Origin of the sequence: Granulicella mallensis, assembly GCF_014203225.1 — a bacterium.
In the GTDB taxonomy this organism is placed as follows: Bacteria; Acidobacteriota; Terriglobia; order Terriglobales; family Acidobacteriaceae; genus Granulicella; species Granulicella mallensis_A.
The window spans coordinates 1-20,201 of record NZ_JACHIO010000029.1 but is presented as its reverse complement, the minus strand read 5'-3'; the positions used below and the strand labels follow the sequence as shown (position 1 = coordinate 20,201).

Sequence of the window (20,201 nt, the reverse complement as noted above, 5' to 3'; positions counted from 1 at the left end):
AATCAAAGGCCCGCGATATGCCTCGCGGGCCTTTGGTTTCTCTACGCTCTACGCTCTAAATCTCTACACTCTGCCTCACTACCGCAGCGCCATCTGTTCGGTAACGATCTGGGTCAGGTCCGGCTTCTTCAACCCGTGTACCTCTTCGTTGAACTTGTCCACCTTGCTGGACCAGTTCATGGAGCAGAACTTCGGCCCGCACATCGAGCAGAACGCTGCTTCCTTGTAGTAGTCGTCCGGCAGGGTCTCATCGTGCATGCTGCGCGCCGTCTCCGGATCCAGCGACAACGCAAACTGCTTGTCCCAATCGAAGGTGTAACGCGCATGTGAAATCGCGTCGTCACGGTCGCGAGCGCCCGGGCGATGCCGTGCAATATCCGCCGCGTGGGCCGCGATCTTGTACGCAATGATGCCGTCCTTCACATCCTTCTCGTTCGGCAGCCCGAGGTGCTCCTTCGGAGTCACGTAGCAGAGCATCGCCGCGCCGTGCCAGCCGATCATCGCCGCGCCGATCGCGGAGGTGATGTGGTCGTAGCCCGGAGCGATATCGGTAACCAGCGGGCCGAGAACGTAGAAGGGCGCTCCGTCGCAGAGTTCCACTTCCTTGTCGACCTGCTCCTTGATCTTGTCCATCGGCACGTGGCCGGGGCCTTCGATCATCACCTGCACGTCGTCCTTCCAGGCCTGGCGGGTCAACTCGCCGAGCGTCTTCAACTCAGCAAACTGCGCTTCGTCGCTGGCATCGGCCACGGAACCGGGACGCAGACCATCGCCCAGCGAGTAGCTGACATCGTACTTCGCCATGACCTTGGTGATGCGGTCGAAGTTCTCGTACAGGAAGTTCTGCTTGTGGTTCGCCGTCATCCACTGCGCCAGGATCGCGCCGCCGCGGCTCACAATGCCGGTGATGCGCTTGGACACCATCGGGACATACTGAATCAGCACGCCCGCATGGATCGTGAAGTAGTCCACACCCTGCTGCGCCTGCTCTTCGATCACTTCAAGGTACAGGTCGATATTGAGGTCTTCGACCTTCTTCACCCGCGAAAGCGCCTCATACAGCGGCACCGTTCCAATCGGCACGGGCGAGTGGCGAATGATCGCCTCGCGAATCATCGGGATATCGCCGCCGGTCGAAAGGTCCATGACCGTGTCGGCACCGTAGTGAACAGCCGTATGCAGCTTGCGCAGCTCTTCATCCACATTCGAGCTCAGCGCGGAGTTGCCGATATTCGCATTGATCTTGCACAGGCTCTCGACGCCGATGGCCATCGGCTCCAGTTCCGGGTGGTTGATGTTCGCCGGGATAATCATCGTTCCCTTGGCGATCTCGCTCCGCACCAGCTCCGCCGCAATCTTTTCCTTGTGCGCGACGTAGGCCATCTCTTCGGTAATCATGCCCTTGCGCGCGAAGTGCATCTGGCTCATGTTCCAGTCGCCCGTACGCGCCGCCTCTTCCTTGCGCTTGACGACCCAATCCCTGCGCGGCATCGGTACGGTGTAATCGTTGCCGTGCGAGTGCCCATTACCGTTGCTGTGCCCATTGCCGTTGGTGCTCATGTGTCCCAATCCCCCTCGGAAACGCGCGAACTCGTCCGCGGCGCGCTATTCCCGGTGTTATCGAATGAGTATACGCCGGAGCCCTGTTCTCCTCGTCGCTCGCCACCTCGTCGTTCGTTGCTCTTACCGAACCAGTTCCACGACTCCTGGCTCAGAAACCTTGCCATGCCTTCGTGCTTCTATGCTCGTGATGACTGTTACCAATTACACCCATCGCCCTTGATACAGTGATATCGATGAGCACGATCTCCCATCCCCTCCCCCTCGGCTTCCGCTGGTCCTCCGTCAAAGCCGGCATCAAGGCCAGCGGCAAGCCCGACGTCGCACTCGCGGTCTGCGACGGCGGAGCCAGCGCAGCTGCCATGTTCACCAGCAATCAGGTCGTCGCCGCCCCCGTGACCGTCGGGCGCAGACACCTGGCCGCAACCGGCGGCCGCGTCTCGGCAGTCCTCGTCAACGCGGGCAATGCCAACTGCGCCACCGGAGAGCCCGGCATCGACGCCTGCCGCAAGAGCTGCATCGCCGTCGCCGAGCAGTTCGGCTGTGTCTTCGACGAGATCTTCCCCTCCTCCACCGGCATTATTGGCGTTCCGCTGCCTGTAGAAAAACTCATCGCCGCCATCCCCGCCGCAAAGGACGCGCTCGGCGACACACCCGAGCACGCCGAGGCCTTCGCCACCGCGATCCTGACCACCGACACCAAGCTTAAAGTCGCTCATGCAAGCTTCGAGATCGAGGGCCGCACGGTCAATCTCTTCGGCTGCGCCAAGGGCGCGGGCATGATCGGCCCGCAGCTCGTGCCGCACGCGACGATGCTGGTCTATCTCTTCACCGACCTCGCGGTGTGCTCAGAACATCTTGCCGCGATGCTGACCCCGGCGGTTGAAGGCAGCTTCAACTCGATCTCGATCGACGGCGACATGTCTACCAATGACACCGTGCTGCTGCTCGCCAGCGGAAAGAGCGAAGTGGAAGCCAAAGGCGAAGCCGTCCCCGCCTTTGAAGCAGCCCTCAGGAGTGTCTGTGACTCTCTCGCCCATGCCATCGTCGACGACGGCGAAGGCGTCACCCACGTCGTCACGCTGGAGATCACCGGCGCACGCTCCAGTGCCGAAGCCCAGCAGATCGCGCGCACCATCGCCACCTCGCCGCTCTGCAAGACAGCCTGGTCCAGCGCCGATCCGAACTGGGGCCGTCTGCTCGCCGCCGCTGGCCGGGCCGGTGTTGCCTTCGACCCCGCGACCGTCACTGTCACCATCGGCGGCCTGCCGGTCTTCGCCCATGGCACACGGGACGCAGCCTTCGACGAGGACGCTACCCACGCCGCCATGAGCGAACGTGAATACACCATCCATCTCGATCTCGGTCAGGCCGAGGGTAAGTCGAAGTTCATCACCTGCGACCTCACCCACGAGTACGTCAGCATCAACGCCGACTACTCAACCTAGAAACAGCCAATAGCCCGGGTTTTATCTTTGAAGGCAGAGTTTCAACCCAGTTTTGCTTTGAAGGGGCGGGGCTTCAGCCCCGCCGTCAAAGGTCTCCCACCGATAGTGGCTTTAGCCACGGAGGGGACGATGTCAGTGCAAACCCACTCTTCTCCCCCACAGAACCGGTACTGCCCCTGACGCAAAGAAGTGAGATTGCGTTGATGCAGGCAAGGTTCTCAAGCCCATCGCGCTCGTCGCTGGGGATGCATTGCGATCTCCAGCATCGTTCCCTCTGCGGCTGAAGCCGTTTTTTGTGGAAGTGCCTTATACGGCGGGGCTGAAGCCCCCCTTCAAAACTAAAGCCAACGCGCGAATACCGGCTCTTCCAGCCCAGCCAGGACCCCACTCCCTAGCGCATCCCCATAAGGAACATTTATCGTAACAGTGGAAGTTTGCATACAAGGGGACTGTATAAATGCCGACAAACGTCGATGAGGCCGTAAAGACAGACATGACCGCAGAGGTCGCAGAGTGGATTGAAGCATTCGACGAAGTCGTCGCCCAGGACTGGGAACAAGGCGCCGCGTTGCTCTCCGCTCTCCGCACTCGCGCCCGCGAGGCGGGAGTCTCCGCCACCGGCGATGTCACGACGCCTTACCACAACACCATCCCCAAGCACGACGAAGTCCCCTACCCCGGCGACCGCTCGCTCGAACGCCGCGTCGAAGCGCTCATCCGCTGGAACGCCATGGCGATGGTGCACAAGCAGAACAAATACGACGCCGGCATCGGCGGACACATCTCCACCTACTCCTCACTCGCCACGCTGCTCGAAGTCGGGTTCAATCACTTCTTCCACGCCAAGTACCCCAGCGCCAACGGCGAACAGCCCGGCGACTTCATCTACTTCCAGGGCCATGCCTCCCCCGGCGTCTACGCGCGCGCCTACCTCGAAGGCCGCTTCGACGATGCCCGCCTCAAGAACTTCCGCCACGAACTGCGCGGCGAACCCGGCCTCTCGAGCTACCCTCATCCCTGGCTCATGCAGGACTTCTGGCAATTCCCCACAGTGTCGATGGGCATCGGCCCGCTGAACGCCATCTACCAGGCCCGCTTCATGAAGTACCTCGAGAACCGCAATCTCATCGAGAAGACCGATCGCAAGATCTGGGCCTTCGTCGGCGACGGTGAGACGGACGAGGTCGACACCCTCGGCGCGATCTCACTCGGCTCCCGCGAGCACCTCGACAACCTGATCTTCGTCGTCAACTGCAACCTGCAGCGTCTCGACGGCCCTGTCCGCGGCAACAAGCGCATCATCGACGAGCTCGAAGGCATGTTCCGCGGCGCTGGTTGGAACGTCATCAAGGTCATCTGGGGCTCGGACTGGGACGAGCTCTTCGAGCGCGACCACCAGGGTCTGCTGCTCAAGCGCATGGAAGAGTGCGTCGACGGGGACTTCCAGGCCTATAAGGCCAAGGGCGGTACGTATCTGCGCCAGCACTTCTTCGGCAAGTATCCGGAGCTGCTGAAGCTCGTCGAAGACAAGACCGACGAGGAACTTGGCAAGCTGCACCGCGGCGGCCACGATCCCGCAAAGATCTACAACGCCTACAAGCGCGCCCTGGAGCACAAGGGCGGTCCCACCGTCATCCTCGCCAAGACCGTCAAGGGATACGGCATCGCCGCCGCACAGGCACGCAACGCAACCCACTCAGAGAAGAAGCTCACCGACGAGGGCCTCGCTGCCTTCGTTCAACGCTTCGACATTCCAATCCCCGAAGCCGCAGCCAAAGACGCCACCTTCTATCGCCCCGAGCCCAGCGATCCTGCCATCCAGTACATGCAGTCACGGCGCTCGACACTCGGCGGCTATCTGCCTGCCCGGGAAGTGCCGAAGTCCACGTTCGTCGCACCCAAGATCGAGTTCTTCAAGGAGTGGATGGGCGGCTCCAAGGGACGCGCTGTCTCCACCACCACCGCCTTTGTCGGCGGCATGCTGCGTGCCATGCTCAAGGAGCCTACGATCGGCAAGCTGATCGTGCCCATCGTCCCCGACGAAGGCCGCACCTTCGGCATGGAGTCCGTAATCTCTCAGGTCGGCATCTACGCTCCCGAGGGCCAGAAGTACACCCCCCACGACTCCGACATGCTGCTCAAGTATCGCGAAGAGAAGAGTGGCCAGATCCTCGAAGAAGGCATCACGGAAGCCGGCTCCATGGCCAGCTTCACCGCTGCCGGAACGGCCTACACCAACTACAAGATCCCGATGGTGCCGTTCTACATGTACTACTCGATGTTCGGATTCCAGCGCATCGGTGACATGGCCTGGGCCTTCGCGGACTCACGCGGAAAAGGCTTCCTGATGGGAGGCACCGCCGGCCGCACCACCATGCTCGGCGAAGGACTGCAGCATCAGGACGGCCACTCGCCGGTAATCTCCGGCACGATCCCCACCTGCCTCACCTACGACCCCGCCTACGCCTTCGAGATGGCCGTAGTCCTGCAGGATGGCCTGCGCCGCATGTATGAGGCTGGCGAAGACTGCTACTACTACATCACGATGTACAACGAGGACTACGCGATGCCCGCCATGCCCGAGGGTGAGGGCATTCGCGAGGGCATCCTGCGCGGCATCTACAAGTTCAAGGCTGCGGAGAAGACCGCTCAGGTTCAACTCTTCGGCTCCGGCCCCATCCTCAACGAGGCCGTCCGCGCACAGCAGATTCTCGCCGAGAAGTACAACATCGCCGCCGATGTCTGGAGCGTCACCAGCTACAACGAACTCCGCCGCGACTGCCTCGACACCGAGCGTTTCAACCGCCTGCATCCCTCCGAGAAGGAGAAGACCCCTTACGTCGTGCAGGCTTTGGGCAAGGCCGCAGGCCCCATCGTTGCCGCCAGCGATTACATGAAGTCGCTGCCCGACTCTCTCTCTCCGTGGCTCGGCTCCCGCCTGGTTTCGCTGGGCACCGACGGCTTCGGCCGCTCGGACAACCGCGAACACCTGCGTCGCCACTTCGAGGTCGACGCCGAATCCATCGTCGCCGCTGCGCTGTCCAAGCTGGCTCGCGAAGGCGTGGTCAAACCCAAGGTAGCGGAGAAGGCCTTCGCGGAACTCGGCTTGAACACGGAAGGTTCAGGCGCCGCTCACGCCTAGTGCCATTGCTTGGAACCTATTTCATAACTGCTCTTGCCTTTGCTTTTGGGCGTAGCCGGGGCCTTTAGGCCCCGGAACCAAGTCCCGGCAAGAAAGGGCTTTAGCCCTGGGCCTTTTGTTTGGCACAGGCAGAAACCCTCAAAATATCGTGTCTGCTTTTCCTGCCTGAAGGCCGCTGCTACTCTGAAAGCCACAGCAACTTTAGATCGTACGAGGCTTACTGTTTGTCTGAAAATCCGCTCCTCCCCCATCGCAGGTTGAAAGAGTTGCACGCGCTGATGTTGCGCTGCCACGAGCTTGATCGCCGTCGCAAAGACAACCCGGCGCGTGAGGCGCTGCTGGCGGCTGCAACGATCCATCTGCAGCCCGGAGACCTGCTCTTCGGCGAAGGTACCGATGCTACGGTCGAAGCTCTTGCTCCTCTTCCCAGGCCGAATGCCACTGCCACCGGAAAGTCGATGAGCAAGCCAGAGGGAGATCTCCGTCTGCCCAGGGGATCGAGGCTGACCCTCTGTGCCGCCGCGGCGCTGGGCCTGCAGACGGCAGGCTCGGATGGCATGGTCATGGCGCTTGCCACGGCGGGCTCCGCCGAAGCCGGCTGGGCCGCAGCCCTGGAGTATGCCCATCTCGCCCGTCTGCCGCTGCTGCTGGTCTGCTCAGACACCACGGGAGGCCGCGCCGCCCGTAAGGGAGCGTCTGCGCTCAACTGGCAGACCGTATCGAAGCTGGCCAAGAAGCTGCACTTCCCCGTGCTGTCAGTCGATGGCGAAGACGCGGTTGCGGTCTATCGTGTCGTGCAGGAATCCGCCATCCGAGCCCGCGTTGGCGACGGCCCGGCCGTGATCTGGAGCGTGCTGACTCCCAAAGGCGTGAAGCAGAGCCGCTCCATGCAGCCGATCGCCCGCATGGAGAGCTACCTCGCGGCGCGCGGGCTATTCCCGGCAAAGCCGACGAAGAAACCGCGCGCCTGAATCTTCGTTGGAGCCTTCTTCAGTCCGAAAACTCGTTCGTTCCGAGTACACTGACAGCATGTCTCTTCCAAGGTTCCAGGAACGGGTGAGCCTGCTCGCCTGGCTGCTGATAGCTTTTATTGCAGTCACCTCCGCGCACGCCCAAACGCAGTCTGTCCCGGTTGCGCCCGTGCCAGTCCCTGCTCCTGCAAGCAGCCTTCCTTCCATGCCTGCACCGATCCCGGTGAAGAACCTTGGAGACCAGCCGCAACCCTCCACACCGGCTCCTCAGAATCCGTCCGCAACAACGCCGCTCGTTCCAGTACCTGCGGCATCAGCGAGCACTCCCGTAACTGTTACACCGGCTCCTGTACCTTCTTCGCCCTCCCCAGTTCCAACAGTCTCGGCCTCAACGGTCCCGGCCCCTGTCCCGACTTCGACTGTCCCGGCACCCGATCAACCGTTTGCAGTTCCTGCGGCAGCGTCCTCTGAAGCCCCTACCGTTCAGGCCCCTGTCGAGATCGCGCTGCCTGCACCCGCCGCCGTCGCCTCCCTGCCGTCGATAGAGGCGTACGACTTCCTCACCCCTCCCAAACGGAAACAGGTGATCGACGCTCTGGGCTCGACCTACATCCCCGTCGACAGCCCGGTCTATCCCATGGCGCTACGTCTCTACTCCATGGGCTACCTCGATTCAGCGTTTATCTCCATGCGTCCCTGGACGCGGCGCAGCCTGCTGCACATGCTCGAGAAATCGACCCCTGAGATCATGGCCGACGGCAACGACCAGGCCACCGAGATCCTCGCCAAACTAAACGCAGAGCTGGCGGCAGAGGTTCCAGGAGGAAACTTTACCCGTGGCCGCGTCTACGGCCTTGAGACCGCCTACACGCGGTTCCTGGGCATCAGCGGGCAGTCTCTGCGCGACAGCTTCCACCTGGGCCAGACGATCGTGAACGACTATGGCCGGCCCTACGAGCCCGGCTTCAATAACATCACGGGCTTCTCCACTGTGAACGAGATGGGTCGCTTCTCGCTCTATATCCGCGGCGAGTATCAGCACGCTCCTTCCGGCGCCGGATACTCCACAGCTCTCACAGGCGAACTCTCCTGCATCGATGAGATTCCCTATCCTGGCTCAGGCTGTGACAACAACGGCATTGCCCTCGCCAACTACAATCTGAACCAGGCGACGATTCCCACGGGCCCGATCGCCGCACAAAATCCCTTCCGGCTACAGGAAGCCGCCCTCTCCTTCCATGTGCTTGGCCATGAGATCTCCGGCGGCAAATCCGACGCCTGGCTGGGGCCCGGCATGGGCGGCGCTATGGCCTGGAGCAATAACGCCGAAAACATCTATTCCTTCCGCATCAATCGGGTCGAACCGTTGCACATACCGCTGGTTTCGGACCTCCTGGGGCCCATACGCTACGACTTCTTTGTGGGATCTCTGAAAGGACATACCGATCACAACTCACCGTGGGTCCACTCGGAGATGTTCTCGTTCCGCCCCACAAAAAATGTCGAGATCGGCTTCCAACGGTCCGTCATCTGGGGTGGCGAGGGCCACGAACCTATCACCATCCACACCTTCCTCAGAAGCTTCTTCAGTATCAGTGATACGACCGTCCCGGAAAAAAACTCCTCGGCCGATCCGGGAGCGCGCTTCTCTGCCTTCAACTTCTCCTGGCGTCTTCCCTACCTGCGCAAATACGTCACGCTTTATACGGATTCCGAATCGCATGACGACGTGACCCCACCCAGCGCCCCGCGCCGCGCTGCCTACAGGCCTGGAGTCTTCATCTCCCAGTTCCCCCATATGCCGAGGCTCGACTTCCGCATCGAGGGTGTCAGTACCGATACCTCTACCCTGCGTAGTCTGACCGGCCAGTTCAATTACTACGAAGGTCAACAGCCCCAGGGCTACACCAACAAAGGCTTCATCATGGGTGACTGGATTGGGCGCGAGGCCAAAGGCGGTCAGGCGTGGCTCACCTACCATCTCTCCGGAAATGAGTGGGTGCAGCTTGAGTATCTGAACAAGAAGACGCCGAAAGACTTCATCCCCGGCGGAACGACACAGAACCAGTTCAAGGTCGATGTCGTAAAACGGCTTCCGCACGATCTTGAGTTGAACGCATGGCTGCAGTACGAGCGCTGGAAGGCCCCTGTACCTCTCGTCGTCCCCGGGGTGCCTCTCGATGTCATCGGACCACCGCAATATCTCACAGGCCCGCAAAACGATACGGCCATCGCAGTGCAGCTTACGTGGCACCCCAAGCTGCACACCGAGCCGAATCTCGCAGGGCGTTGATCGATAAATTGCGGATTTCACAGCCCCGAAGGAGCGACATATCCCAGCCCAGGGCGAAGCCCTGGGTTACCGGGTTAGATAAGACAGAGGGCTGAAAGCCCGACCTATCCGTGTGACAACCAATCTGTAGTTCTTACCGGCATCCCATGGCGAGAACGCCGGAATTTCACACACAACAGTTACAGACATCTCAAATAAAAGACCTCGGCCTTTAGAGCATTTTCCCTGTAGGTGTAGAGCGGGGCCTCGATCTTTATGGGTGTTTTCCCCAATGAAAACGCCGCTGCACGCCCGTTTCCGGATTCCCAGCAACAGGGAAAATGCTCTAGACCCGAGGTCTTTTTATTTCTTTTTACTTTAGTGCTCGATGGTTAAAGCGAAGAAATGAACATCGGACGCTTCCGCATCCTGCCCATAATCGCCTGCTTTGAAATAGCTGTTAGGAGCGTCGAGCGAGAAGGTACTGAGAGTTGTGAAGTTACCGTTGATAGCAACCTTCAGCAGGTTGCCAGAGTACTCGATCTCGTAGCTGAACTGCGTACCGACCGGGACATTACCGAGTGAGGTGAGCACTTCATCGCCACCGGAACGGGTCTGCTCAACACCAATGCTGATATTGCCACTGGAGTCGTAGTACAGCTCGCAGACAGGCTTGGAAGAGATGCTGTCGTCGATGTGGATCTGTCCAATAACAGTCTTGCCGCCAGCGTTTTCGACAGCGAGCGTCGCCTTGAGACGGTTGGTCGCCGCATTGGGGCTCCAGCTCGCGGGACTGCCGTCACTGGGATTTACCTCACGCAGCTCTGTGCGGCAATGCGCGGAGTTAGGCGTCGTGACGCAGTTAACTCCTGGGTCCTTGAAGACCATCGCTCCATCGCCGCTCTCGGTGAAGAAGTACGAGAAATTCTCGTAGCCGTTCTGCAGCGCCGAGCTTGATTCGGTCGTGGGATCTCCAGTAGAACCGATAGGAAGCTGAAGCTCCCAATAGGTCATATTGAAGTTGCTTCCCGGTGGCACGCTCGGGTTCAGAGCGTAGACAGACAGGGGCATGGCCGCGGCTGCCCCTAGCAGAAGAAAGAGACGAGTGTACGAACGCCTGCGCTTTGCAGGTTCGAGTGCAGAGACCTTAGTTCCGAAGACAGATTGCATGTGCTTCTCCTGAATGGATTGGTGAGACAGTGCGGCGCAGCGTCCCGGGCCCAGGACACTGAACGCTCTCGCTTCGGTGCTGCCATGAAGTTCAAATCATGGACAGGTTGAAGCTCGAAGCGGCACCACAATACGCGCACATTTGGAGAAGTTGCAAGCTCAAACTATTTATTAATTTGTTGCCTGACTGAAGTTGAGACCACTCAGACAACCGGTTTACTAGAGCACATCATGGAATCATCGCACTTGGCGCGCAAATACTCTGCTATAGCAAGAACCGGAAGGGCACGGTTTCAACCGTGCCGAAAAACGTCGAACTGAATGTTCTCTCCCACGCGAACAAGAAAAGCAACAACAAACAGATCCTTCGACTCCGCGTCCCCAAATGATGTTCTGTTCAGCACAGCGCAAAGCGCATTCCCTGATGCTTCAGCATCAGGGAGACGGAGGGAGCCGTAGCCTTTAGGCTACGGCTCCCTCCGCACCGCGACGCTGAAGCGTCACGGTTTGCACTTTGCGCTATGAGGTAACGCTGGTTCTTTGACGAGTTAACGACTCACGACACTAGAGAGAAGACAGCAACGATTGCGAAAAAAGAACTAAGAGAAAAGCAATAGAGCGCCCCTGCCCCTATCTCTTCTCCCGCTCCACACACGCCTTGAAATAATCCAACGACTTCGCCAGCCCCTCGCGAAGCGGCACCTTGGGTTCCCATCCCAGCAGCGTCTTCGCCTTGGTGATATCCGGCTTGCGCTGCTTTGGATCGTCCTGCGGCAAGGGCTGAAACGCGATCTCGCAGTGCGACCCCACTAAGGCCTGAATCTCCTTCGCGCACTCCAGGATCGTCCACTCCACGGGATTACCGATGTTCGTCGGCAGGTGTTCGTCAGACTTAGCCAGCCTCACGATGCCTTCGATCAGGTCCGAGCAGTAGCAGAAGCTGCGCGTCTGCGAACCGTCTCCATAGATCGTCAGGGCCTCGCCGCGTAGCGCCTGCATCATCAGGTTGGAGATGACACGCCCATCATTCGCCTGCAGGCGCGGCCCATAGGTATTGAAGATGCGCACCAGGTGCGTATTCACGCCGTGGTAGCGGTGATACGCCGCCACCGCAGCCTCGGAGAAGCGCTTGGCCTCGTCATAGACCGAACGGGGTCCGATCGGGTTTACATTCCCCCAGTAGCTCTCCACCTGGGGGTGAACTTCGGGGTCGCCGTAGCACTCCGAAGTCGACGCATGCAGATAGCCTGCGCCATACTTCTTCGCGAGCTCCAGCGTGTTCAGCGTACCGGCTGAACCCACCAGCAGTGTCTCGATCCCCAGCCGCATATAGTCCACGGGAGAGGCCGGTGAGGCGAAGTTGAACACAAAATCAACTCGCCCCAGGTCAAAAGGCTTGCAGATATCCAGTTCTTCAAAGCGAAAACGGCTCTCGCCTGCAAGGTGCTCCAGGTTCGCGGGGTTGCCGGTGCATAGGTTATCGACACCCAGCACGTCGTTGCCTTCAGCCAGGAGAGCATCGCACAAGTGAGAGCCGAGAAAACCCGCGGCTCCGGTTACAAGAATCGTCTGAGACGCCATCCGGCCTTCCCTTTTCCTTCCTACTGCTCTTATTTTTGTGAACTGGCTGAGGTCGGAACCTTGGACTGCTCCCGGGTATGGGTTTGCGTGACCGTAGGACGGCCAACACTCATATACGTGAACCCATGATCGAACATGACATTCGGGTCATAGAGGTTGCGTCCATCAATCACGATCGGATACCGCAACGTCGCGTTCAGCTTGCGTAGATCGAGCTGGGCAAACTCCGGCCAGTCGGTCAGGATGAGCAACGCGTCGGCATCTGCCGCCGCCTCATCGATGTTCGAGGCATATCGCATCTGCGCGCTTGCCGGCAGCTCAGCCTCAGCCCTCTTCATGGCTGCGGGATCGTAAGCCACTACCGAACAACCCTCGGCCAGCAGCATCTCGACAAGGTCGATCGCCGGGGATTCGCGGATATCGTCGGTATCGCCCTTGAAGGCAAGCCCGAGCACAGCAAGCTTTTTGCCACGCAGCGTCCAGAGAGCCGAACGCACCTTGCTCAGGAAACGCTTCTTCTGGCCGACGTTGATCTTCTCGACCTCACTCAGCAGGCTGAAGTCGACGCCCATCTGTTCCGCCACGGAACGGAAGGCCGCAACATCCTTCGGGAAGCACGATCCGCCATACCCGATGCCCGGACGCAGGAACTTCGGTCCAATGCGCGAGTCGAGGCCGATGCCGCGGGCAACCTGCTCGACATTCGCATCAGCGGCCTCGCAAAGATTGGATACCGCATTGATGAAGGAGATCTTCAGTGCCAGGAACGCGTTGGACGCATGCTTGATGATCTCGGCGCTCTTCGTCGAGGTCTGCAGGAGCGGCGGCGGGGCTGAGGTAGAGCAGCAGCCTGCGATAGCGCCTTCATTCTTGTAGTAGTCGCCTTCGGTCAAAGGAGCGTAAATCGCGCTCAGCAAGGCCGCAGCACGTTCGCTATCGGCGCCGACAACGATCCGGTCCGGATGCAGGAAGTCGGCGACCGCCGTGCCTTCGCGCAGGAACTCCGGGTTCGAGACGACATCGAACATCTCCCGATTGACCCCATTGCGCTCGATGACCCGCCGGATCCACTCATTCGTGTAGACCGGGACGGTGCTCTTTTCCACGATCACCTTGTAGCTGGTGATATGGCGGGCAATCTCGCTGGCAACAGCCTCCACATACGACAGGTCGGCGTCGCCGCTATCGGATTGAGGCGTTCCCACCGCGATAAAGATCGCCGAGCACTCGTTCGTAGCCTCCGCCAGATCGGTGGTGAAACGCACCCGCGTATTGCGGTAACGCTCCAGCAATTCAGGCAGGTGGTGCTCGTGGATCAGCGTATCGCCACCCTGCAGCGCGGCAACCTTGCGCTCGTCGTTATCGACGCAGATGACCTGGTGGCCCATCTCCGCAAAACACATGGCCGCAACGAGGCCAACATAACCGGAACCGACAACTGCTATTTGAATGGAATGACTCATAAGGATAGTGAGATAGCCCGTAAAAATGGTTTCCTGAAAGGGATCGAAACGATCAGGTATTTCTGTCATTGTAGAGCTTCCGAGGGGCAACCGTTTGTGGCAAACCTATTCTCATAGCAGATGATGGCGATATAAACCACTGTTCGCGTAGACTGAAAACGATGATTCCTTCGAGACCCGAGAACTTCTCCGCTGAACCGGACAGCCGTGCCGCGTCTACGGGGCCGGCTGCTACGGACGCGACTCTGTCCGAAGCCCTGATGACGATCAGGAAGCGCAAGTACGTCATTCTGGCCGCCGCCTTGCTGGGCATGATCTATGGGTTTTATAAGGGGTCTACGCAGCCCCATCTCTTTGAATCCTACGGTGACATAGAGATCCGCAGCGGCTCCTCCGACCAGTACCGTATCGCAGGATCGACTGGCTCCGGAGGGAATCGCCTTCCCACCGAGGTCGCAATCCTCAAGAGTGACACCCTTCTTCTTACCGTTGCGGAAGATCTCGATCTGGCCAACAACCAGGACTTCCTGGGAATGATCCAACGGCCGCCCCACGTAAACATAGAAGACCCGAACGTTCGTCAGGCGACGATCGGCCGCATGCAGGCTATTGTTTCGGTTGCGAACATTCCCAAAACCGACATTATCCGCATCAGTTGCAGCACCTTCAACGCGAAGTTATCAGCCGACATCATCAACAAGCTGATCGACGCGTACATCAAGCGCAGCTTCACTTCGCGCGTCTCCTCCACACAGCGCGCCTCGGGCTGGCTCACCAGCCAACTGGACGAACTGAAGCACCAGGTCGAGACCTCACAGAACCAGGTCATCGATCTACAGAAGCGTATCGGTGTTCTTTCCATCGATCCCACGCATAATCAAATCTCTTCCAGCCTGGAAGAGTTGACGACCGCCGCCGGTACGGCGCAGATCGCACGCATCCTCGCCGAATCGCGCTATCGCGTGCTGAGCGGCATGGATCCCAACTCCCTGGACCAGACCGTAGCCAACACCACGAACAATGTGGCGGCAACCCAGCTTGCCACTCTCCGCTCGCAGCGTGAAACCGATATGGCCAACTATGCCAAGTTGACCGCACCTGGAAATCTCGGCCCCAACCACCCCCAGGTAAAGGCTGCCCACGCACAGATCGAGGAGCTCGACAAGGCGATCAAGCAGGAGCAGGACAGAGTCCTTGCCCAGGCCAAGCAGACCTTCATTGCCGCACAGGCGAACGAGCAGCAGACCAGAGCTGCCCTGGAAGATCAAAAGTCGGAAGCCTATAAGCTGCGCGACGATCTCGTGCAATATACGCTTCTCCAGCGCGACTTCGAATCCAACCGCACCTTGTATGAAGGACTCCTGGAGAAGCTGCAGACAGCCAGGGTCCAGGCAGGTCTGGACTCCACCGAGATCGACATCATCGACCAGGCCGTGCCTCCCGCACAACCCTCGCTCAAGTCGAAATCCTCGATCATGATGCTCAATACGATCATCGGCATCGTGCTGGGAGCTATCCTCGGCTTCATCCTGGAGAGCCTGGATACCAACCTGCACAGTGTCGCCGAGATCGAAGCCGTCTCCGGACTGCACTCGCTGGCCCTGATCCCCAGGGCGCGGCGTACCGGAATCGATACGTCGAACCTCAGCGTCATCCAACGAAATCTGGCGACGCTTTCGAGTCCGAAATCACAGTTCACCGAAGCGTTCCGCGGACTCCGAACCTCGCTGCTGCTCTCCACCGCAGGCAAACTTCCCAAGGTCATCCTTCTCACCAGCGCGACCCCTTCGGAAGGCAAGACCACCGTTTCGACCAACCTTGCCTGCGTGTTCGCACAGCGTGACGTTCGCGTCCTCCTGATCGACGCCGATCTGCGGCGGCCGACCGTGCATCATCGTCTCGGCCTCAACGGCAAAGTCGGCCTCACCTCGGTGCTCACCGGCAGCCATACCCTCGAACAAGCTATCCAAAACGTGCCCGAGATGCCGAGTCTCGACATTCTGGTCAGCGGCCCGGTTCCCCCCTTCCCGACTGAAATGCTCAGTTCGGAGACGATGGCGGAGCTGCTTGAGAAGTGCCGCGGTATCTACACCCACATCCTGATCGACTCGCCTCCCCTGCTCTCCGTCACCGATGGCATCATTCTCGGCCGCGATGCGGATGCCGTTGTTCTGATCGTGCGGCATGGCAAGTCCAACAAGCACACCATTCGCCGGGCTCGCGACCTTCTGCTGCGTGCCGGAGTGCACATCACAGGCATCGCGCTCAATGCCATCGATCTCAACTCGCCTGAGTATTACGGGTATTACGGCTACTCCGGATATTCCGGATATGGCTCCGCAGGCATGGATGCCGCCGGCTGGGAATCTCAGTCCGGCAAGTCCACCGGGAAAGGACAAAAATAATGAAAATTTCGTCTCTTCTCCGCGGTGGATTGGCCTTACTGCTCTGCACTCTCACGCTTCCTTCTGTTGCCCAATTCAATGGGCCGGGAATTGTTAGCGGGGCCGACATCAACAAGCCCACGACGATCACCACGGACAGAGCCCTGCTCTATCCCGCCACGCACGATCAGCAACTGGGTACAGGAGATCTGCTCACCCTCCACATCTTCGGACAAACGGACTACTCTCCCGTTGTTCGCATCGGAACCGACGGAAAAGTGATGCTTCCACTCATCGGTGTCGTCTCCCTGGATGGGTTGACCATCACGACAGCCGAAGAGTTGATTGCCCGGAGACTTGAAGACGCCGGCATGTTCGAAAATCCGCAGGTAACGATACAGGTCACGGAAGGACCGAATGCTGTCGTTACCCTCATCGGAGAAGCTCACGGAGCCATTCCGGTTCAGGGCTCGCGTCGGTTATTCGATGTTCTTTCGGCAGCCGGTGGCCTGCCTCCAACCGCCAGCCACGTCATTACGATCAATCGTCCCGGCCTGTACGAGCCACTCGTCGTCGATCTCGGAACAGACCCGGCGCATAGTTCCCTGGCCGATATTCCCGTCTTCGCGGGAGATACCATCGTTATCTCCAGGGTCGGGGTCGTTTATATGATCGGAGCCTTCAAGAGTCCCAACTCGATTCCCCTGGTGCAAAACACACCGCTCACGCTGCTGGAAGCGGCATCGCTGAGCGGAGGCCCTGCTTTTGAGGCCAAATATAACGATCTGCGCCTTATCCGCACCGTCGGCAACGAACGCACCGTCGTCAAGCTGGACATGAAAAAGGTCCTCTATGGACAGGCTCCGGATCCCATTCTTCAACCCAACGACATTGTCTTCCTGCCCAACAGCACCCTCAAGTCGTCCATCGGAAATGGCAGCCTTGGGACCCTGCTTGGAGTCGTTGGCCTCGTGATCTCTATCGCTTACCGGTAATCTGGAGGTTCCGATCCATGCTCACAACCTCGGGCAAAGTCCGCCTCGCCTATGTCGTGAGCCACCCGATCCAGTACCAGGCCCCTTTGTTGCGTCGTATCGCGCAGGAGCCGGACATCGATCTAACCGTCCTGTTCGGCTCTGACTTCTCCGTGCGCGGCTATAAGGATGAGGGCTTCGGCGTGGAGGTCGAGTGGGATACGCCTCTGCTCGAAGGCTACCGCTACGAGTTTCTGCCCAGGCTACGCGACACCGGCGGAGTCTCTCCTGTCAGTCCCATCAGCCGGGGCATCTACAAACGTCTCCGCACCGCCGATGGCAGCCCAGCCTTCGACGCGCTCTGGGTTCATGGCTATGCCAGCATCAATGCCCTGCAAGCGATCCTTGCGGCCAATGCTCTCGGCATCCCCGTTCTTCTGCGCGCGGAGTCCTGGCTTGCGGACCGCAGCCGCAGCCCGTTGAAGCTCCTAGCCAAGAGTCTTTTCTTTAGCGACCTCCGACCTCTCATCTCGGCGACTCTTCCCATCGGCACGGCCAACGCTCGCTATTGGCGTCACTATCTCGGCCACGCGATGCCCCAGTTCCTCATGCCCTACGCCGTCGACAACGCCTTCTTCGCCTGTCGCGCGCAAGAAGCCGCTGCCGGAGAAGAACAACTTCGGTTGGAACTCGGCATTGAAACCGGCCATCCCGTGATTCTCTTCGCCTCCAAGCTGCAGCAGCGCAAACACTGCGACCATCTCGTGGAAGCCTACGCGGCACTGCTTCGAGATCACGATAGCAGCGGCTATAAGCCTTACCTCGTCATCGTCGGAGACGGAGAGGAGCGCGCCAACCTCGAAGCCCGCTGCCGCGATCTCGGCCTGACCAACGTTCGTTTTGCCGGATTCCAGAACCAATCGGTGCTTCCTCGTTACTTCCATCTCGCCGATGTCTTCGTTCTTCCCTCACGGCACGAACCCTGGGGACTGATCGTAAACGAGGCTATGGCTGCCGGCTGCCCGGTCATCGTTTCGAGCGATGTCGGCTCCGGTCCTGACCTCGTCACCAACGGCGTCGAAGGCTACAGCTATCCTGTCGGCGATATCCTGGCCCTCACCTCGGCACTGAGCCGCGTCCTGGCCAGCCCCGAGACAGCCGCAGCCATGGGAGAAGCCGCACAACGGCGTATTGCAGGCTGGAGCTTTGAGGAAGATGTCCAGGGTTTGCGCCATGCCCTGGCCTACACCACACGCAAACTACGGGCCTGATACGCCCGTTAGCTCTCCAACCCGCTGCTACTCTTAGCTCTTCAGGTTTCTTCAAAGCATGCGCATTCTGCATATCATCGGCAGCATCAGTCCGGAAGCCGGAGGCACCACCGAGGCGGTTCGCATGCTGATTCGCTACACTCCCCCGGGCTATACCAACGAGATCGCAACTCTCGATGAACCCACTGCGCCCTATCTTGGCGCGCTTACCGTTCCCGTTCACGCCCTGGGTACGGGCGGATGGTACTCAGCCAAACTTGTGAGCTGGCTCAAGGCCAATCGCGATCGCTTTGATGGAGTAATGGTCCACGGACTCTGGGGCTACAACGGTCTCGCCGCCCGGCGCGCCTTCTCCGGTCACAAACCGTATGTCGTGTTCGCTCATGGCATGCTGGACCCCTACTTCAAGCGTGCCTTCCCAGCCAAACACCTCAAGAAGTGGGTGTACTGGTTGTTCGTGGAGTTCTGGGTGCTGCGCAGCGCCTTTCGGGTGCTGTTCACCACCGCCGTAGAGCGCGATCTGGCTCGCCAAAGCTTCTGGCTCTCGCAATGGAAGCCGATGGTCGTAGCCCTCGGCGCAGAGCCGCCGCCGTATGCGCCAGGGTCTTCCCTGCCTGCCTTTTTCGCGCTCTGCCCCGAAGTAAAAGACCACCGGTTCCTGCTCTTTCTCGGTCGCATTGACCGCAAAAAAGGCTGCGATCTGCTCATCGACGCCTTCGCTGCGCTTCGAGACCGCGATCCTGATCTGCATCTCGTCATGGCCGGCCCCGATGCCTCCGATTGGAGCCTCGAACTGCAAGCCGCCGCCGCACGCGGAGGCATCGCCGACCGTGTGCATTGGCCTGGAATGCTGTCAGGGCAGGCCAAATGGGGAGCGCTTGAAGGCTGTGAAGCCTTCATCCTGCCGTCGCACCAGGAGAACTTCGGCATTGCTGTAGCAGAGGCGCTCGCCTGCGGCCGTCCCGTACTCCTCTCCAACCAGATCAACATCGCGCCTGACGTTGCGGCCGACGGCTGCGCCCTGGTAGAGCCCGACACTCTCGAAGGCACGCAAAACCTGTTGACCCGCTGGTTCGAACTCTCGCCTCCCGAACGCGAAGCTATGAACACCCAGGCTCGCCGTACCTTTGCCGAGCGCTACGACATGCGCCGCAACGCCGAAATCATCCTCCGCGTCTTCGAGCAATCGCCCCAGCCGCAGCCCACAGATCGAAGGGAGAATCGCTGATCATGCCTCGTATCGCCGACTATCGAGCCTCCGAACATATCTCCACTGAAAAACACAGCGATGCCTACACGCGTCCCGCCTTCTCCGTGGGCAATCGTGCCCGGCGGCTGGTCTGGAATATCTGCTGGCTCCTGCTCTATCGCCCTTCGCCACGCCCCTTCCATGGCTGGCGCAGCCTTCTGCTGCGCCTCTTCGGTGCGACGATGGGGCCTGACTGTCACTTCTACCCCGGATCGAAGGTCTGGGCACCGTGGAACCTCATCTGCGCCGATCACGTTGCTGCGGGCAACGGAGCCGAGATCTACAACCCCTCCCCCATGCACTTTGCGACGCACGTCATCCTCTCGCAGGACTGCTATCTGTGCGGAGCAACGCACGACTACGACGACCCCGATTTCCCCTTGATCTCCTACCGCATGACGTTCGGCCAGTATTCATGGATCTGCGCGCGAGCCTCCGTCGGACCCGGCGTCAACGTCGGCGATGGAGCGGTCCTGGGGCTCGCCTCCGTCGCCACACGAGACCTGGCCCCCTGGACAGTCTACGGAGGCCACCCTGCCGTCCCTGTACGCGAGCGCAAGCGCCATCCCGCAGCGGCAGCCTCCGCAGAGAAACCTGTTTAGTAGTGCGTTCTTGTTCACGTCCCCACAGAATCGTCATCCTTCTATGAAGAGAGGCGTAGTTGTCCAGGGGTATTTTGCGAACAGATTGCGTACAGACTTCTATTCGTGCTCATG

Annotated in this window: 13 protein-coding genes; 9 read left to right on the top strand and 4 right to left on the bottom strand. The window is 59.8% G+C overall.

Translation table 11 applies throughout. The features are described from left to right. Nucleotides 1-78: 78 nt before the first annotated feature. Nucleotides 79-1,491: a phosphomethylpyrimidine synthase ThiC gene (thiC, locus tag HDF15_RS23545; protein ID WP_260331306.1), complete on the bottom strand. Its 1,413-nt coding sequence runs from the start codon at nt 1,489-1,491 to the stop codon at nt 79-81. A 305-nt stretch (nt 1,492-1,796) separates the two neighbouring features. On the opposite strand from thiC, the gene argJ reads away from it, so the two are divergent. The 4 genes from argJ (at nt 1,797) to HDF15_RS23525 (ending at nt 9,414) form a co-directional block, all read left to right on the top strand. Further along, nucleotides 1,797-3,008, top strand: a complete 1,212-nt coding sequence (gene argJ / locus HDF15_RS23540; protein WP_184260263.1) for a bifunctional glutamate N-acetyltransferase/amino-acid acetyltransferase ArgJ — start codon at nt 1,797-1,799, stop codon at nt 3,006-3,008. Between the two features lie 457 nt (nt 3,009-3,465). After that, nucleotides 3,466-6,150: a pyruvate dehydrogenase (acetyl-transferring), homodimeric type gene (gene aceE / locus HDF15_RS23535; RefSeq protein ID WP_184260262.1), complete on the top strand. Its 2,685-nt coding sequence runs from the start codon at nt 3,466-3,468 to the stop codon at nt 6,148-6,150. A 224-nt stretch (nt 6,151-6,374) separates the two neighbouring features. Next, nucleotides 6,375-7,121: a thiamine pyrophosphate-dependent enzyme gene (locus HDF15_RS23530; RefSeq protein WP_184260261.1), complete on the top strand. Its 747-nt coding sequence runs from the start codon at nt 6,375-6,377 to the stop codon at nt 7,119-7,121. A gap of 58 nt (nt 7,122-7,179) precedes the next feature. Continuing rightward, on the top strand, nt 7,180-9,414 hold the full coding sequence (locus HDF15_RS23525; RefSeq protein WP_184260258.1) for a capsule assembly Wzi family protein: 2,235 nt from the start codon (nt 7,180-7,182) through the stop codon (nt 9,412-9,414). A 357-nt stretch (nt 9,415-9,771) separates the two neighbouring features. On the opposite strand, the gene HDF15_RS23520 is transcribed toward HDF15_RS23525, so the two are convergent. The 3 genes from HDF15_RS23520 to HDF15_RS23510 form a co-directional block, all read right to left on the bottom strand. Next, on the bottom strand, nt 9,772-10,563 hold the full coding sequence (locus HDF15_RS23520) for a polysaccharide lyase family 7 protein (protein ID WP_184260255.1): 792 nt from the start codon (nt 10,561-10,563) through the stop codon (nt 9,772-9,774). A gap of 630 nt (nt 10,564-11,193) precedes the next feature. Next, on the bottom strand, nt 11,194-12,144 hold the full coding sequence (locus HDF15_RS23515) for a UDP-glucuronic acid decarboxylase family protein (RefSeq protein ID WP_184260252.1): 951 nt from the start codon (nt 12,142-12,144) through the stop codon (nt 11,194-11,196). 29 nt (nt 12,145-12,173) lie between these two features. Beyond that, a complete protein-coding gene (locus HDF15_RS23510; protein ID WP_184260369.1) occupies nt 12,174-13,607 on the bottom strand; it encodes a UDP-glucose/GDP-mannose dehydrogenase family protein in 1,434 nt (477 codons plus the stop codon). 161 nt (nt 13,608-13,768) lie between these two features. Here HDF15_RS23510 and HDF15_RS23505 point away from each other — a divergent pair, with 161 nt between their 5' ends. From HDF15_RS23505 to HDF15_RS23485, 5 genes are read left to right on the top strand one after another with little or no spacing between them, the layout of a single operon-like run. Further along, nucleotides 13,769-16,012, top strand: a complete 2,244-nt coding sequence (locus HDF15_RS23505; protein ID WP_184260249.1) for a polysaccharide biosynthesis tyrosine autokinase — start codon at nt 13,769-13,771, stop codon at nt 16,010-16,012. Further along, complete coding sequence (locus HDF15_RS23500; RefSeq protein ID WP_184260246.1) at nt 16,012-16,986, top strand: polysaccharide biosynthesis/export family protein; 975 nt, start codon at nt 16,012-16,014, stop codon at nt 16,984-16,986. The genes HDF15_RS23505 and HDF15_RS23500 overlap by 1 nt, the downstream gene beginning before the upstream one ends. A 17-nt stretch (nt 16,987-17,003) precedes the next feature. Beyond that, complete coding sequence (locus HDF15_RS23495; protein ID WP_184260243.1) at nt 17,004-18,236, top strand: glycosyltransferase family 4 protein; 1,233 nt, start codon at nt 17,004-17,006, stop codon at nt 18,234-18,236. Nucleotides 18,237-18,294: 58 nt separating this feature from the next. Next, nucleotides 18,295-19,464: a glycosyltransferase gene (locus HDF15_RS23490; protein WP_184260239.1), complete on the top strand. Its 1,170-nt coding sequence runs from the start codon at nt 18,295-18,297 to the stop codon at nt 19,462-19,464. Nucleotides 19,465-19,466: 2 nt separating this feature from the next. Then, nucleotides 19,467-20,087: a putative colanic acid biosynthesis acetyltransferase gene (locus tag HDF15_RS23485; protein ID WP_184260236.1), complete on the top strand. Its 621-nt coding sequence runs from the start codon at nt 19,467-19,469 to the stop codon at nt 20,085-20,087. Nucleotides 20,088-20,201 lie beyond the last annotated feature (114 nt).